This is a genomic window from Moorena sp. SIO3I8 (assembly GCF_010692325.1).
Lineage (GTDB): Bacteria > Cyanobacteriota > Cyanobacteriia > Cyanobacteriales > Coleofasciculaceae > Moorena.
Genome location: NZ_JAAHHW010000025.1, coordinates 22,348 through 36,794, shown reverse-complemented (window position 1 = coordinate 36,794; position 14,447 = coordinate 22,348). Strand labels below are relative to the sequence as shown.

At 41.6% G+C, this 14,447-nt stretch carries 16 protein-coding genes and 2 pseudogenes; 10 read left to right on the top strand and 8 right to left on the bottom strand.

Features of this window, described 5'->3' with window-relative positions; genetic code table 11:
* Nucleotides 1–50 precede the first annotated feature (50 nt).
* Nucleotides 51–536 (top strand): NINE protein, encoded by a 486-nt coding sequence (locus F6K51_RS12540; RefSeq protein ID WP_293020767.1) that lies wholly within the window; start codon nucleotides 51–53, stop codon nucleotides 534–536.
* A gap of 474 nt (nucleotides 537–1,010) precedes the next feature.
* Here F6K51_RS12540 and F6K51_RS12535 read toward each other — a convergent pair whose 3' ends face one another.
* From F6K51_RS12535 to F6K51_RS38415, 3 genes and pseudogenes are all read right to left on the bottom strand, one after another.
* A complete protein-coding gene (locus tag F6K51_RS12535) occupies nucleotides 1,011–1,520 on the bottom strand; it encodes a DUF29 family protein (protein WP_293020764.1) in 510 nt (169 codons plus the stop codon).
* 195 nt (nucleotides 1,521–1,715) lie between these two features.
* Nucleotides 1,716–1,871, bottom strand: a complete 156-nt coding sequence (locus F6K51_RS38420) for a hypothetical protein (RefSeq protein WP_365939950.1) — start codon at nucleotides 1,869–1,871, stop codon at nucleotides 1,716–1,718.
* Nucleotides 1,872–1,901: 30 nt separating this feature from the next.
* A pseudogene (locus F6K51_RS38415) lies at nucleotides 1,902–2,021 on the bottom strand (DUF433 domain-containing protein); the annotation flags it as partial.
* Between the two features lie 307 nt (nucleotides 2,022–2,328).
* Between F6K51_RS38415 and F6K51_RS12525 the strand changes: the two are divergent.
* The gene (locus F6K51_RS12525; protein WP_293020762.1) at nucleotides 2,329–2,664 is read left to right on the top strand and encodes a XisI protein; all 336 of its coding nucleotides are present in this window, start codon (nucleotides 2,329–2,331) and stop codon (nucleotides 2,662–2,664) included.
* 149 nt (nucleotides 2,665–2,813) lie between these two features.
* On the opposite strand, the gene F6K51_RS12520 is transcribed toward F6K51_RS12525, so the two are convergent.
* From F6K51_RS12520 to F6K51_RS12505, 4 genes are all read right to left on the bottom strand, one after another.
* Nucleotides 2,814–2,978: a hypothetical protein gene (locus F6K51_RS12520; RefSeq protein WP_293020760.1), complete on the bottom strand. Its 165-nt coding sequence runs from the start codon at nucleotides 2,976–2,978 to the stop codon at nucleotides 2,814–2,816.
* A complete protein-coding gene (locus F6K51_RS12515) occupies nucleotides 2,944–4,218 on the bottom strand; it encodes a glycosyltransferase (protein WP_293020758.1) in 1,275 nt (424 codons plus the stop codon). Before F6K51_RS12515 ends, F6K51_RS12520 begins: the two co-directional genes overlap by 35 nt.
* Before the next feature lie 105 nt (nucleotides 4,219–4,323).
* Nucleotides 4,324–5,295, bottom strand: a complete 972-nt coding sequence (locus F6K51_RS12510; protein ID WP_293020757.1) for a CinA family protein — start codon at nucleotides 5,293–5,295, stop codon at nucleotides 4,324–4,326.
* A gap of 362 nt (nucleotides 5,296–5,657) precedes the next feature.
* Nucleotides 5,658–6,320, bottom strand: a complete 663-nt coding sequence (locus tag F6K51_RS12505) for a Uma2 family endonuclease (protein ID WP_293020755.1) — start codon at nucleotides 6,318–6,320, stop codon at nucleotides 5,658–5,660.
* Between the two features lie 261 nt (nucleotides 6,321–6,581).
* On the opposite strand from F6K51_RS12505, the gene F6K51_RS12500 reads away from it, so the two are divergent.
* The 6 genes from F6K51_RS12500 to F6K51_RS12480 all read left to right on the top strand — a co-directional run bounded on the left by F6K51_RS12500 (nucleotide 6,582) and on the right by F6K51_RS12480 (nucleotide 10,753).
* Complete coding sequence (locus F6K51_RS12500) at nucleotides 6,582–6,785, top strand: hypothetical protein (RefSeq protein ID WP_293020753.1); 204 nt, start codon at nucleotides 6,582–6,584, stop codon at nucleotides 6,783–6,785.
* 284 nt (nucleotides 6,786–7,069) lie between these two features.
* A complete protein-coding gene (locus F6K51_RS12495) occupies nucleotides 7,070–7,918 on the top strand; it encodes a hypothetical protein (RefSeq protein WP_293020751.1) in 849 nt (282 codons plus the stop codon).
* Between the two features lie 9 nt (nucleotides 7,919–7,927).
* Complete coding sequence (locus tag F6K51_RS38410; protein ID WP_365939954.1) at nucleotides 7,928–8,083, top strand: 3-oxoacyl-[acyl-carrier-protein] synthase III C-terminal domain-containing protein; 156 nt, start codon at nucleotides 7,928–7,930, stop codon at nucleotides 8,081–8,083.
* A gap of 121 nt (nucleotides 8,084–8,204) precedes the next feature.
* Entirely contained in the window at nucleotides 8,205–8,486 is a 282-nt protein-coding gene (locus F6K51_RS12490; protein WP_293020749.1) for a hypothetical protein, read from the top strand.
* A gap of 401 nt (nucleotides 8,487–8,887) precedes the next feature.
* Entirely contained in the window at nucleotides 8,888–9,994 is a 1,107-nt protein-coding gene (locus tag F6K51_RS12485; RefSeq protein ID WP_293020747.1) for a hypothetical protein, read from the top strand.
* Between the two features lie 189 nt (nucleotides 9,995–10,183).
* The gene (locus F6K51_RS12480; RefSeq protein WP_293020745.1) at nucleotides 10,184–10,753 is read left to right on the top strand and encodes a Uma2 family endonuclease; all 570 of its coding nucleotides are present in this window, start codon (nucleotides 10,184–10,186) and stop codon (nucleotides 10,751–10,753) included.
* A 1-nt stretch (nucleotide 10,754) separates the two neighbouring features.
* On the opposite strand, the pseudogene F6K51_RS12475 reads toward F6K51_RS12480, so the two are convergent.
* A pseudogene (locus F6K51_RS12475) lies at nucleotides 10,755–11,686 on the bottom strand (transposase).
* Between the two features lie 679 nt (nucleotides 11,687–12,365).
* Here F6K51_RS12475 and F6K51_RS12470 point away from each other — a divergent pair.
* Both F6K51_RS12470 and F6K51_RS12465 read left to right on the top strand, forming a co-directional pair.
* On the top strand, nucleotides 12,366–13,094 hold the full coding sequence (locus F6K51_RS12470; RefSeq protein WP_293020743.1) for a calcium-binding protein: 729 nt from the start codon (nucleotides 12,366–12,368) through the stop codon (nucleotides 13,092–13,094).
* 526 nt (nucleotides 13,095–13,620) lie between these two features.
* Nucleotides 13,621–14,447, top strand: an 827-nt coding sequence (locus F6K51_RS12465; RefSeq protein WP_293020741.1) for a calcium-binding protein, incomplete at its 3' end; no start/stop codon positions are given.

Below are 14,447 nucleotides of genomic sequence, written 5' to 3'. Positions count from 1 at the left end.
CCCTACGAACTAACTAACGAGCAAATATTTAGATAAGGAGTAATTCAATCATGAGAAAAACTGAAATAGCTTACCTTTTATGGTTTACCTGTTTATTAGGTTTTTCCGGCGCCCACCGTTTTTACACTGGTAAGTACATTAGTGGAATAATCTGGTTATTTACATGGGGTTTTTTTGGACTTGGGCAACTTGTAGATTTAGCTCTGATACCAGGAATGGTTGAAGAGAAAAATCTTAAGTATAGGATGCTCTATGGCGGCGCACAACCAAACAACCAGGTCACTCCGCAGGTTGTTGTCAACGTCGCAGATGTAATTGCTCCAAGTGCCGATAACCAAAAGGTCAAGAATGACACCCAACTTATCCTTCAAGTCGCAAAGGATAATGGTGGTAATATATCTGTAGCTGATTGCGTACTTGCTACAGGAAAGCCAGTTGAAGAGATCAAAGAGATGCTTAATACTATGTGTAAGCAAGAGCTAATAATGGTAGATAATCACCCCGATACTGGAGCAATTATCTACAAAGTTATGTAAGTAAATTAACTATAAAATTGCAATTATTCAGCCGTCATCTATCAGCTATAAACTATCAGCTATCAGGCACTTTAACTGGATGGTATCGGATTAGTAAAACGAGCAGGGATTTTCAATCAGTCGTATCAGCATCCACCAGCTTGTTTACTATCTCCCGTTGATTAGCTGACGGCTAACTGCTTATAGCTGAATGCTTACATATAGCGTTTATAGGACTCATAAGCTACAAAGGGATCCCCCTAAATCCCCCTTAAAAAGGGGGACTTTGAGGTTGAGCAGTGTACCTCATACATGGAATAAACGCTATAACATTAATTTTCTTGTGGGCAGTGCATCAGACCAATTGAAAAGCTGACTATCCTAAAGGTAAGCACTGCCCACCCTACATCTGAATACGCCCTCTTACCACTGTTCCCTATTCCCTGTTCCCTGTTCCCTGTTCCAGACTATTTTAAAAATACCTTATATCCTCAATTATATACCCCACTCTTCGCCACCTGGTAATTCAGTTAAATGATCATCTAAAACTGCTGGTAGTTCTTTAGCTGAATAGCGGTAAGTCAGACTAAGTAAACTAGTTGCAGTCAAAATCAGCTGTGGTTTATCCAGCCTCTGGGAAAGTTGAGACCGCCTTAACTCTCCATTGAAAACTTCCAGACTAGCAGGAGCGATCGCTGCTTCTAGTGCTTCCTCTAATCTGGGCTGCCATTGATCAGGTTTAATATAATAGGATGTCTTATTATCTTTGAGATTAAGCTTTTTAATTTCCAGAATTGAACTGGCAATTGAAGCTGCCCAAGAATTGGTTAAACGCTGCTCTACTTGGTTTTTAATTAAGTGGATAAATAGCCTAACTAGGAACGAATCAATATTACGCAAAATTGCCTGTTTACTCATCCCTTCTAATTCATCAACAATTGCTAAAGCATCTGCGTATCGTCCTTCTAAAATGCTAGTTTTGAGGTCTATAAGTTCTTGTGTCATAGGTAAGGGAATTGTTAGGGAGTCGGGAGTCGGGAGTCGGGAGTCGGGAGTCGGGAGTCGGGAGTCGGGAGTCGGGAATAGGGAGCAGGGAGTAGGGAGTAGGGAGTAGTTAATTTAGAAGAGGTGATTTTGATAACATTAGTGTGTTCAAGATTTAAAGTAGAGGCATAAAACTAATTTGGTCTTGATATTAATCTAACTAGCCTCTATTGTTTTAGTCTGGTTTTGATATGCCGCCTCTTTTTCAGCTTTAAACTGTCGGAGTTTTTCAATAAAAGGAGGAGGATTTTTACGCTGTTGCTCGCGCATTTGATGACTCCACGCCAACCAGTCAGCAATATAGGCGCTCACGGAAACTTGGTTGTGTAAATAGTATAAAATTGTGGCATAAACCTGTTCTAGTGTTACCGTCCTATAGCGTTCGGCAATCGCTTCTGGTGTCTGGGCACGATGGATATATTGATAGAGAATATGTTCTATCCCAATGCGTGTTCCTTTAATCCGAATATCATCGGGTGCTAAAAAATCAAAGTAATCTTATAATTGCATTAGTAAATTGAGGGAGTAGGGAGTAGGGAGTAGGGAGTAGGGAACAGGGAACAGGGAACAGGGAACAGGGAACAGGGAACAGGGAACAGGGAACAGGTAAAAAATATTGTGTACCTGATTAGGCTATAACCCGCTATTATATATAATACGTGGTGATAATGCGTAGGCTACTTGCCAAAATCATACCCTAATTCAGCAACACCTGGTATTTGACTATGGTAATTATTGTTTTTGAACCAAATACCCAGGATATTTTACAATGGATACCGTAAAATTTTACCAAGATACCGTCGAAAAAATTCTCAAAGACTATGCGGCAATCCCATACAGTTATGGTGATATTAGGCAGTATGTCATTATTGATGCCGAGCGTACTCATTTCCTACTGTTTAATGAAGGATGGAACGGCAAAAAAAGAGTCCATGGCGTTGTCACCCATGTTGAAATTCGTCAGAGCAAACTCTGGATTCATTATGATGGCATCGAAGACGGCATTACCGATGAACTAGTTGCGGCGGGTGTGCCAAAGGATCATATTGTCCTCGCGTTTCATCCTCCCCATTTACGTCAACATACTGGATATGCGATCGCATAACCCCAATCACAAATAATATCAAGTCCGGTTGAATACCCATTATAAAAGTGTCGGGAGGGTGGGGAGATGGGGAGATGGGGAGATGGGGAGATGGGGGAGATTTTTATAAAGGGTAATTATGCTGAGATGATATAACTAGTAGGGTGCGTTCATAACCCACCCATCCCATTAACAATTCCCTCTTCTTTCTTCCCAGATCCGCTGTTCCCTATTCCCTGTTCCCTACTCCCTGGTTCCTGTTCCCGACTCCCGACTCCCGACTCCCGACTCCCTAAAATCCTAACCCAATTGAGATTCAATAATAGCGATCGCATTAGCAATGCCATCTTCATCCCGGATTTGTTTGCCCAAGGCTTCAGCATTTTGCCGAATAGTCTGGTTTGTCGTCACTTCGCGGATAGCAGTAGCCAGCTTCTCGGCAGTCAACGTCTTCTGGGGAATCGGTTTACTGCCGACACCAAGGGCATGAACACGGTCGCCCCAAAACGGTTGGTCTACAAAAAAGGGACAAATGATAGTCGGACGACCTGCCCGTAAGCCAGCAGCGGTAGTGCCAGCCCCACCATGATGCACCACTGCCGCCATACGGGGGAAAAGCCAATCGTGGGGAGCGCTATCAATTTTGAAAATGCTGTCGGGCAAGTCATCCACAGCCAAGCCACCCCAACCCGTAGCAATAATCCCCCGCACATTGGCTTGCTGTAACCCTTCAATCACAATTTCCGTCAGCCGCTGGGGATCTCGTCCAGCCATACTGCCAAAACCGACATAAACCGGAGGATTGCCAGCATCAAGGAAATCCTGTAACTCAGCCGGTGGTTGCCATGTGTCCTTTTCCTCTAGAAACCAGTAGCCTGTTGGCACCACACTCTCAGGCCAGTCCGTAGCTTCTGGCATAACAAACTTACTGTAACAATATAAAACCGGAATCTGTTCACCGGTAGTGGTACGCAGAATATTAAAATTGCCGCGTTGGGGTGGCAAATCATGGTCAGCTCGCCACTTTTTAACAGGTTTGCCTGCTGAAAACTCCATTAATCGATTGACGAAGCGATAGGTCAGTTTGTTATACCAGCCCCCTAAAGGCCAATTCGGGAAGCCCATGTTAGGAAATTCAGCTGTAGGCACCAGCATCGGCACAGGAACCGCCATGATCACGGGAATGCCCAATTTTTCGGCGAAATGAGGACCCCCATAGGCTTTGGGGTGGAAGATGATCAGATCCGGGTTGGCTTCTTGTGCGGAATTCCAACTATCATTAAGCATCATCCTTTGCATGGGAGCAACTTGTTTAGATAACTTGCGAGTGAGTTTGATGATTTCCCAGAGGTTGGTGGTATTTTCCATGGCATCCCGACCTTGATCTGAATTGATCAGCTTCATCATCTCATCGGTCATATAGCCATAACTTAAGCCATGCTCGGTGATGAATAATTCAAAACTGGCACTGGTACAGACTGTGACGGTATGTCCTGCTGCTTTTAAACCTTTGCCTAATGCTACATAGGGCTGGACATCGCCCCGTGAACCTAGTGTTTGGATAAATATATGCATAGGTCAGTAGACTTCTTTGCTGAAGTAGGGAACAGGGAACAGCGGATCTGGGAATAAGGGTACATGAATCAATTGTGATAATTTTTGTTCCCTGTTCCCTACTCTCTACTGCCTGCTCCGTCTTTCCTGTTCCCTTTTCTTTCTTCCCTTTCCTATACCCAATCGACAACGCTCGCTGTGCTCCTTGATCACCCAAGTTGGTTCACCGTACCTGATGTAACGGCCATCATAGGGTTCTTGACACATGGAGTCGAGAGTTTTACAAGTCACATTATCGCCGTCGCTGGTACAGACAAAGTTTTGGAGGTGTTGTGTCGCCAGTTCCAGAGCGTCAATCACCACATTTTGCCGAATCAATTTCCGGGTCATGGATAAGATTGGAGCTGATACATAGCCCTTAGGGTCGGCCTCAGCTTCGGAACGATATTGTTGGCATACAACTTCAGTCATAGGCAATCCATCACCATCGCACAGTGCCATGCGCCGGTGGCTGGTATTGAAGACAATGGGCTGCTCTTGGATGTCACTGTCTTGGCTCTCAGAGATGGTGCGAATAGAAACTGCTGCGTTGACAACACCGAGGTCTTCCAATTTATTTTTGTCAACTGGTCCCGCTTGTCCGGTAACTGCAATGGAGACCATCGCCCGACTATTTTTCAAAGCACCAGCAGCCATTTGTCGAGCTGTGGTTTCTGTATAAACATCGCCTTTTTTGACCCCAAGCATCTTGCGCTTAGCATCACTATCATAGGTGGAAAATCCACCGTAGGTGTAGGAGCCATAGAGGGGAATGTTGACGATTGTGGAAATAATCATGCCACTGGTCAGAGACTCCGCTGTGACAACATTGAGCTGCCGTGCTTTAATTTCTTTCAAAAAGCTTTCAGCTTTGTCATTCATCACAGGAGTGTAATCAATTGACATATAATCTACTGTACTGCAACCGTTGTCCATGTACAGTAACCCTCGTAAGCAGGTTTGATCTGAGTCGCTGGTATCAGCCATTGCTAGTTGGACACCAAGCACAAAGGGTAAGATTAGCGAGACCAGTACCATCAAAACCTTATTTTTCGACATTTTTGATTGTCTTTGTCCAAAAGATCAATGAATTGACTCTGATTACACTATCAATGATTGGGTTTTATTAGCTGGTCTTTATTTAAATTTAATGGTTTTGAGAGCAAGGGAGTAGGGAGTAGGGAGTCGGGAGTAGGGAGTAGGGAGTAGGGAGTAGGGAGTAGGGAACTTCGGATTAAAAATTATCACAATTCATTAATAGACCTCTTGCCAAAGTATTTTTCTGATAGTGTTGGCGTCAATTATTCTCAACTGTTCCCTGTTCCCTATTCCCTGTTCCCTGTTCCCTGCTCCCTGTTCCCTTTGCTAAAGTACTAAATCACCACAATTAATTAAGAAAAACTTGCCAACTGCTGCAAAAACTATTGATGTTCCTTACTGGCCAAGCCAGCTTGCAAGGTTGCCATCACCTTCACCATATCTTCCGCCAAAAGTGCCGAAACTGCTAACCATAATCCCGGAAAAAATTGGCTGCGGATAATCCCTTCTCCATCAGCTACAAGCGAAACATAGTCTCCCTCTTGCCAAGAAAACCAATCAAAACGCTGGTCAATTACCTGCCAAACCAGATATTCTTTTACTCCATTGCGACGATAAACTCGTTTTTTATCCCGGAGGTTAATGGAAGCAGTACTTGCTGCAATTTCTGCCACTAGTTCTGGTGCGCCCTCAATATAACCATCATCGTCCAGGCGACTTTGGCCACCACAATTGCTATCAATTAGTAAAACCACATCAGGTTGGGGTTCATTATCAAGATCCAGCCGCACTGTAGGATTATCACCTAATCTTACACCAGGAGTCGCTATTTTATAGTTGCCCAACCAAACGAGTAAATTAGCATGGGGCTCAGCCTGGGATTCAAACCGTAAGGGTGATCCTATATAAACAATTCCTTCAATTAGTTCTGCTTTTTTGAGATGGGGCATGGCTTGATAACGCCGCTCAAATTCTCCACGAGATAGCAGATCTCCATTTTCTAGGACTGGAAGAGTTCTCTGTCTGTTACTAGTGGGAGCACTCATAACTTTTCTACTGTTTCCTAATGGGTTTGTAATCAAGTTATTAGTTATTAGTTATAGCAGTTTTAAATTGGGTGAGGTACATTTTTTAGGGAGCAGGGAGCAGGGAGTAGGGAGTAGGGAGTAGGGAGTAAGGAGTAGGGAGCAGGGCTGTTTGAGTAAAACGTAAGCATATGCGCGAAGCGCACGCTACGCGAACAGCTGAATGCTGACAGCTGTCAGTTGTTCGCTTAAAATAAATCTGGGGAAAAGTTTTGCTTAGCGATGCGCTACGGGCAGCCAAATGCGATTGGCCTATGGCCTCAGCTTCCGCGCTTATGCGATCGCAAAGCGTGGCCTATGGCCTCAGCTTCCGCGCTTATGCGATCGCGTTTGAATTGGGATGTTGGTTTTTGCTGGGGTAATTCCAACGCAACGGTCAAAGTTGGCTTCAGCTACGACAACCTATCCCTGGATGTCTGTCGATAACAGTCTGTATGTTAATAAACACAATAAAGCAGGGTTTATTAAGAATTATTTCCAGTTTATTGACAAGAAGTGTTTATCATAGTAAATGATTTAAAGTAAACTTACCGACTCCCGACTCCCGACTCCCGACTCCCGACTCCCGACTCCCGACTCCCTATTTCCTATTATGACTTCGGAGCAGGTAAAAGTGCTGCTTTGCTTGACAACAACGATAGAAAAACATCAGCCATTTTGGTAAACTTGTATTACTGGATTCAACACTTATGGGAATAGAGAATATAGAGATGAGTCATCAGTCAATCGGTATTACTTCTCTTGGTTACTATTTACCAACTGGAAGAATGACTAGTTTGGAAATGTCCCAGCTTTCTAATACTCCGGAAAATGTCTTTATTGAAAAAATCGGCATCTTTCAAAAGTGCGTAGTCACTGATGATGATCAACCCTCAGAAATGGGGACCAAAGCGGCATTGTCTGCTATAGATAATGCCGGGATTAGAGCTAGTGATATCGATCTTATTGTTTACTGTGGTGTAGGGGATTATGATTATCGACTATGGTCACCGGCTGCTAAGATCCAATCTGAAATAGGAGCTGATCAAGCTTTTGCTTTTGAGGTCAGAAACTTCTGTAATAGCGGCAATCTAGGGATAGATATATGCCGTAATATGTTAATAGCAAACACTGAGTTTACCTATGGGTTAGTTGTTTGTAGTGACAGATTATCAAGTCTTGTGGACTACTCTAATCAAGATAGTTTATCCACATTTATGTTTGCCGATGGTGCTACTGCTGCCATTCTGAAGAAAGGAGAAACTAGTAACCAAATTTTGGCTTATCACGCGGTTACTGATTCAGAAGCTGTGGACTGTCTTAAAATTCCACTAGGGGGAACTAGGCTACCTTTTCATTCTGACAATGTAGACCAAAGCTTAAATTATATGCAAGTTGCTGACCGTGAAAAGCTAGACAAAATTATTTCAGAAGTTTACCTGGAGAATTATAAAAAAGTAATTTTTAAATCCCTACAAAAAAGCTCATACACTATCAATGATGTAGATTTAATCTTTACTAATCAAGGAAAAAAAAGCCTATTAATAAATATTTTTTCCTGGTTGGGCTTGACCCTATAACAAACATTTATCTCTCTTCCTGAACATGGAAACTTAGGGGCTAGTGATACGTTACTTGGCCTCTGCAAAAGTAGAGAAGAGGGTAAGATTAAACCAGGGAATTTGGTAGTGCTAGCAAGTAGCGCTGCTGGCTTTTCCTGGGGGGCTTTGACTATTAAATTTTAAATCCATGTACCTGGAAAAAAGCAGAGTAATCAAAAAGTAAGCATATGCGCTACGGGCACGCTACTTGAGGTGCCGTCAGTTGTCAGCTGTCAGTTGTCAGCTTAAAATAAACCTGGTTTCCATGGCAAAGTTTTGCTTAGCGATGCGCTACGGGCAGCCAAATGCGATTGGCCTATGGCCTCAGCTTCCGCGCTTATGCGATCGCGTTTCCATTGGGATGTTGGTTTTTGCTCGGGTAATTCCAACGCAACGGTTAAAGTGGGCTTCAGCTACGACAACCTATCCCTGGATGTCTGTCGATAACAGTCTGTATGTTAATAAACACAATAAAGCAGGGTTTATTAATAATTATTACCAGTTGATTGACAACAAGCGTTTATCATACTATAAGTATTATAACTAAACTTCCCGACTCCCGACTCCCGACTCCCGACTCCCTATTCCCTCTTATGACTTCAGAGCAGGGAAAAGCGCTGCTTTGCTTGACAACAACGATAGACAGACATCAGCCATTTTGGGAAACTTTTATTACTGGATTCAACACTTCTGAACTAAATTATAATACACTAAAGTATTATCAAATTTCTCTAAAAGATAGGTCGCTTATAGAGTCTGGGTTTTACATTATTTCATCGCCCCCTCAGGGAGTTTAGACTAATTTGACAGCAAGCGATCACTACTTATCAGGTATAGGAGTAAATGAGCAAAAATACTCTTTTTGTCTATAGGCTGTTTTGAATGACTCTAGGCAATTGGAGCATTCTTTTCTTGCAAGTGCCTAAGATAATCATTGGAGTTGTAATTATGAAAAGAAAGCATCTTTTCCAAGAAATAGCTTGGCTGGCTGTTGTATCTTCATTTTCCACTATATTGCTGGCCCAAAAAGCCCAGGCTCAACCACCATTATGTAGAGAAGTATCTTCAAATCCTCCAATTGGCACAGTATGTATAGATATCCAGAGAATTCGTGCAAAGGGAGACAATAGTACAGATTCTTTTCGCTCAACCTATCCTGACTCTTGGGTAATTAAGCAGGTTGAACCACGAGTATTTACAAGATATGGAAATACTGATGGCCCACACATTCGATATTATGAATCTGGTACAAGATTAAAATCATATGAAGCTTGGAAAAGAGCTGTTCAAGAGCTAGAGAATTTGAGGGCAAGAGCAGAAGGAACTGATCCTAATACTGGGCAAAGCAGAGCTTACGAGTATATCAATCAACAGCTGAGTGAATTCAGAAATAATCTTAGTGCTGTAGCTTCTGTCAGTACAAATCGTGCCCAAGTTGAAGCTCATGTTAGTGCATCTAGAAGATGTACAGCCCGTACACCTGTTGGGTGTGTAGACTGGCAAGGAGGATCCTTTGGTGTGGATCTGTATATCTACAGAGAATATGTAGGTACACCTCAACTAGCGTCAAGTCAATTAAGTACAGTAAGAGAAAGAGCTTTATCTCTCATACGTGAAACGGAGAGAGAAGAGCAGCAACAGGAAAGTATTTATAAACGGGTTACGGTTAATGCTTCAACATCTAAATGGCATAGTGGATTCAGTTTGCCAGGAAATACTAGATATAGGATAGTACCTTCAAGGGAAAGTCGTTACACTCTTAATGGAGGAAAATCCTATGATCGGTATTATGGTAGTGGCGTAATAGATGGTACGCCCCTTGGCATACCCTCGAAGAGGATAAGTTTAGGGGGATTAAATGTTTTAATTTGGCATCACAGACCTGATGGGAACCATGTCCCTCAGATTATTTCTTTCTTTCAAGGCATGACTAGTGAGAGTGTATCTATTGGTTCCCATGGAGGATCGATGCATTTTATAATTGGTGATCTTGCTGGCACTTATGGAGATAATTTTGGTCAATTAGAAGTAAGCGTCTACTCTTTAGATAGATGATGTATCAGAGGAATAGATATCCGATTAAATCTACAATTTCTTTGATACCAAGCTGCATCATCGTTCGTGGTTGCTATCGGGTGCATCTCATAGTTGTAAACAAGGTCGAAGCCTGTGCTACGGCTGACCGCTGACCGCTGACCGCTGACCGCTTACAATAGGCTTATCAGCTCAAGTAACAATTTTCCAATGGTTCAGCAGCTAACTCCCACCACCGATGACATTTTTTATCCCGAAAGTGACGGTAAGCCCTTGGCGGACAATACCCTTCAATTTGAACTAATTACCACCATTAAGTTTGGCCTAGAAGTTCGATTCAAAGATGACCCCAATGTGTTTATCGCCGGGGATTTGTTGTGGTATCCAGTACAAGGACAACCAAAAATCAACCAAGCCCCCGATGTCATGGTAGTTATCGGTAGACCAAAAGGGCATCGGCCTTCTTACAAAACCTGGGTTGAAGATAACCTTAATCCCCAGGTGACCTTTGAAATAGCCTCACACACAAACACTATCAAAGAATTAGAAGAGGATAAACTCAAGTTTTACCAGACCCATGGAGTAGAAGAGTACTATCTTTTTGACCCAAATCGGACAAAACTAAAAGGCTGGTTGCGTTCATCAGAAACCTTAGAACCCATCCCCCAGATGCTTGGTTGGGTTAGTCCGCGTTTAGGAATTACCTTTGACTTAGTAGACTCGGAATTGGTACTGTATTCTCCTAAGGTCGAGCGCTTTGCTATAGCAGTCGAAGTATAGATTAGGACGTTAACTGAACAGCTAAATCAACTCTCTCTCTAAAATATTCGATAGTACCTTTTGATTTTATAACCCGATTTTTAATCGGAAACCAATAATGTTATATTTTATTTAAATCAGGAGAATAGGGGGGCAAATAGTGAATTTCACAATCCGCTGCTTCAACTAATTATCTAATTCTTTATCCTCTCTTGATGCGCGTTACCTAGGCGAATAAACATCGCGCCTTGTCGCACCTCTGGATTTAATTCAGGAATCAATTTATCTTTAAGCCATGTCTCAAATACTGAAGGATTACAAGAACCATCAAAAGTCAGTGGCGCTATCAGTTTTCCTTCAACCAAACCACTCATAATCCTGACTCTTACACTTCTTTTTACTGATTTTAAGTCATAAAATCTTTTTCCTTTTATTGATGCAGTCCCTCATGGAGGAAACCCCCGTCATGCCACTGCATCGCTCTCATTCCATCCATAACCATAGTCTTCACGATTATCCATTCCTGATTCATCTATATAAACTAACTGTTCCAGCTTCTTTTGACTAACTTTTTATCGAAACGCTTTTTTTATTCATCTCTTTATCGATAACCGTAAGTTTTTTTTTCGGGTATAACCAATTTTTTTAAAGCCAAAACCTATAGTCCTATCACTAATCTTTTATGACCACGCTTCTGCCATTTTATTCTGAGTTAAGCTACCATGAGCACGGGACAAATTACCGAAATTTATCCAAATCAGCTATTTTCGAAATATATCCCTTTTGATAACCCTCTTTTGCCCTATAATCTCTTGTTTACTTTCTCTTTTTTAACCAGAGATCAATTGTATTTCGGCTAATTTTGAAGAGATGACTAGCTTCAGTTTTTCCCATGCCATCGTCAATAGCGCCCATGACTTTTGTTCTTAAATCGTAACTGTAAGGAACTGGCATTTAATTAATTGATTAACAATACTTTACTTTCTGACTAGTATGTCCTAAGATTTGCTTCGACTGCTATAAATGCTGCTAAAACTCGTTACCAACAACAGATTTACCGGCATTCTTTGGAGATGATCAAATATCAGACTAATTTACAACGGCAGCAGTACCAGCTGGCATCCTTGGTGAAGCAGTCTCAGGAGGTGGAGAAGGAGCTGGCGGAGTTGAGTGTTGTGCGATTCTCCTAGGTCGCCGCTACGCGAACGCCCTATGCTGGTCGGGTTAGACGGGTGAAGATTGTCTCGCAGACGGACCGGGTGATCACTGCTGAGATTACTCTTGATGTTAGGGATGGTGGTTAATTCTAGGGCAAGGGCATGTTTGTGGTAGTGGTGTCTTTGCCCAATAAGTTGAAAATGATCGGAGTCAATAACATCATCTGACCACTAAGACTTGGACTTTTATTCTCTCATTAAAGTATATTTACCGGATACCACTAAGATAATTTAAAAACCATTGTCTAGTCAATGACTTTGTTGATTATTGTATGATATTAAGCATTTTGATAGTCAATAATCTGTAGTTAATCAGACAAATTACTGAACTTTTATGTTCGAGATTTAAACAATATTTTTTATGGGATAATTTTTTTAGTTATCAAGGATAGTATTTACTATCAAGGAAAATAAACATGACTAATATCATCAATGGAACACCAGGGAATGATTTGCTTGAGGGTACTCCTGGTGATGACCAGATTAATGGTAACGGTGGAGATGATACTCTTTTAGGTCTTGCTGGCAATGATCAAATCAATGGTGGTTCTGGCAATGATTCCATCGAAGGTAATGATGGTGATGACCAGCTTAATGGCAATGGTGGCAATGATTTGATTTTCGGTGGTCCTGGAAATGACCAAATCAATGGTGGTTCCCAAGCTGATTTTATTATTGGCGGTGCTGGTGATGATGTAATAAATGGCAACGGTAGCAATGATGGCGGTGAGATCCTTGTTGATTTTGATGGAGGAAATGATACTTTAACGGGATCTTCAGACCGAGAGCTTATTGCTGGTGGCGATGGCGATGATATTATTTTTGGTAATGGTGGAGACGATAGAATTTTTGGTGGCGAGGGTCTAGACCAAGTCTTTTTAGGAACCGGTGCTGCTGAAGTCATTTTAACTACAGGGGAGGGGTATGATACTATCTATAATTTTGATCTTAGTCAAGCTAAATTTGTTCTACTCCCATTCTTTGTAGGCCAAGACTTAGATTTTGGGAGCTTGGAATTTTCTGATACTAACCAAGGAACTGAAATAATTGGTAACGGTGACCTTCTAGCGGTTGTCGTTGGAGTTCAGGCTAGTCAAATCGATAATCCTGATCTCTTTCGCGATTCAATATTATTATTCGAATAATTTGTGATTGTCAGCTTCATCTATTTAGTAGTTGCTCTTCATTTATGGGGAAAAACTAACAATAGAAGTTATTCACAAATATTTTTTGGAAGTTCAATAGTCTGATGCGCTTCTAACTATATTGTTTCTAGACCCGATCATGGGTCTTTTTTTGTTAGGACTGCGGTTGGATCTATCTTTTTGATGGCTGGGATTCTCCTACAGAGACCCTACGGGAACGCCTTTGGATACCGATAGGGTATTGTGCTTTTACACCCGTAGTCAATAACATTATTTGACCACTAATACTTGGAATTTTATTCTCTCATTAAAGTATATTTACCAGATACAAATAAGATAATTTAAAAACCATTGTCTAGTCAATGACTTTGTTGATTATTGTATGATATTAAGCATTTTGATAGTCAATAATCTGTAGTTAATCAGACAAATTAATGAACTTTTATGTTCGGGATTTAAACAATATTTTTTATGGGATAATTGTTTTAGTGATCAAGGATATTATTTACTATCAAGGAAAATAAACATGACTAATATCATCAATGGAACACCAGGGAATGATTTGCTTGAGGGTACTCCTGGTGATGACCAGATTAATGGTAACGGCGGGTATGATACTCTTTTAGGTGGTGCTGGCAATGATCAAATCAATGGTGGTTCTGGCAATGATTCCATCGAAGGTGGTTCTGGTGATGACCAGCTTAATGGCAATGGTGGCAATGATACTCTTTTAGGTGGTGCTGGCAATGATCAAATCAATGGTGGCTCTGGTAATGATTCCATCGAAGGTGGTTCTGGTGATGACCAGCTTAATGGCAATGGTGGCAATGATACTCTTTTAGGTGGTGCTGGCAATGATCAAATCAATGGTGGTTCCCAAGCTGATTTTATTGTTGGCGGTGCTGGTGATGATGTAATAAATGGCAACGGTAGCAATGATGGCTTTGATATCCTTGTTGATTTTGATGGAGGAAATGATACTTTAACGGGATCTTCAGACCGAGAGATTATTATTGATGGCGATGGCGATGATATTATTTTTGGTAATGGTGGAGACGATATAATTTTTGGTGGCGAGGGTCTAGACCAAGTCTTTTTAGGAACCGGTGCTGCTCAAGTCATTTTAACTACAGGGGAGGGGTATGATACTATCTATAATTTTGATCTTAGTCAAGCTAAATTTGTTCTAGACCCATTCTTTGTAGGCCAAGACTTAGATTTTGGGAGCTTGGAATTTTCTGATACTAACCAAGGAACTGAAATAATTGGTAACGGTGACCTTCTAGCGGTTGTCGTTGGAGTTCAGGCTAGTCAAATCGATAATCCTGATCTCTTTCGCGATTCAATATTATT

Bases quoted from the DNA above. Each gene is read 5' to 3' on its own strand.
- F6K51_RS12470 (WP_293020743.1), top strand. From the start codon at position 12,366: ATGACTAATATCATCAATGGAACACCAGGGAATGATTTGCTTGAGGGT.
- F6K51_RS12525 (WP_293020762.1), top strand. From the start codon at position 2,329: ATGGATACCGTAAAATTTTACCAAGATACCGTCGAAAAAATTCTCAAA.
- F6K51_RS12520 (WP_293020760.1), bottom strand. From the start codon at position 2,978: ATGCGATCGCTATTATTGAATCTCAATTGGGTTAGGATTTTAGGGAGT.
- F6K51_RS12515 (WP_293020758.1), bottom strand. From the start codon at position 4,218: ATGCATATATTTATCCAAACACTAGGTTCACGGGGCGATGTCCAGCCC.
- F6K51_RS12500 (WP_293020753.1), top strand. From the start codon at position 6,582: ATGCGCTACGGGCAGCCAAATGCGATTGGCCTATGGCCTCAGCTTCCG.
- F6K51_RS12540 (WP_293020767.1), top strand. From the start codon at position 51: ATGAGAAAAACTGAAATAGCTTACCTTTTATGGTTTACCTGTTTATTA.
- F6K51_RS12490 (WP_293020749.1), top strand. From the start codon at position 8,205: ATGGCAAAGTTTTGCTTAGCGATGCGCTACGGGCAGCCAAATGCGATT.
- F6K51_RS12495 (WP_293020751.1), top strand. From the start codon at position 7,070: ATGAGTCATCAGTCAATCGGTATTACTTCTCTTGGTTACTATTTACCA.
- F6K51_RS12505 (WP_293020755.1), bottom strand. From the start codon at position 6,320: ATGAGTGCTCCCACTAGTAACAGACAGAGAACTCTTCCAGTCCTAGAA.
- F6K51_RS12480 (WP_293020745.1), top strand. From the start codon at position 10,184: ATGGTTCAGCAGCTAACTCCCACCACCGATGACATTTTTTATCCCGAA.
- F6K51_RS12535 (WP_293020764.1), bottom strand. From the start codon at position 1,520: ATGACACAAGAACTTATAGACCTCAAAACTAGCATTTTAGAAGGACGA.
- F6K51_RS12485 (WP_293020747.1), top strand. From the start codon at position 8,888: ATGAAAAGAAAGCATCTTTTCCAAGAAATAGCTTGGCTGGCTGTTGTA.
- F6K51_RS12510 (WP_293020757.1), bottom strand. From the start codon at position 5,295: ATGTCGAAAAATAAGGTTTTGATGGTACTGGTCTCGCTAATCTTACCC.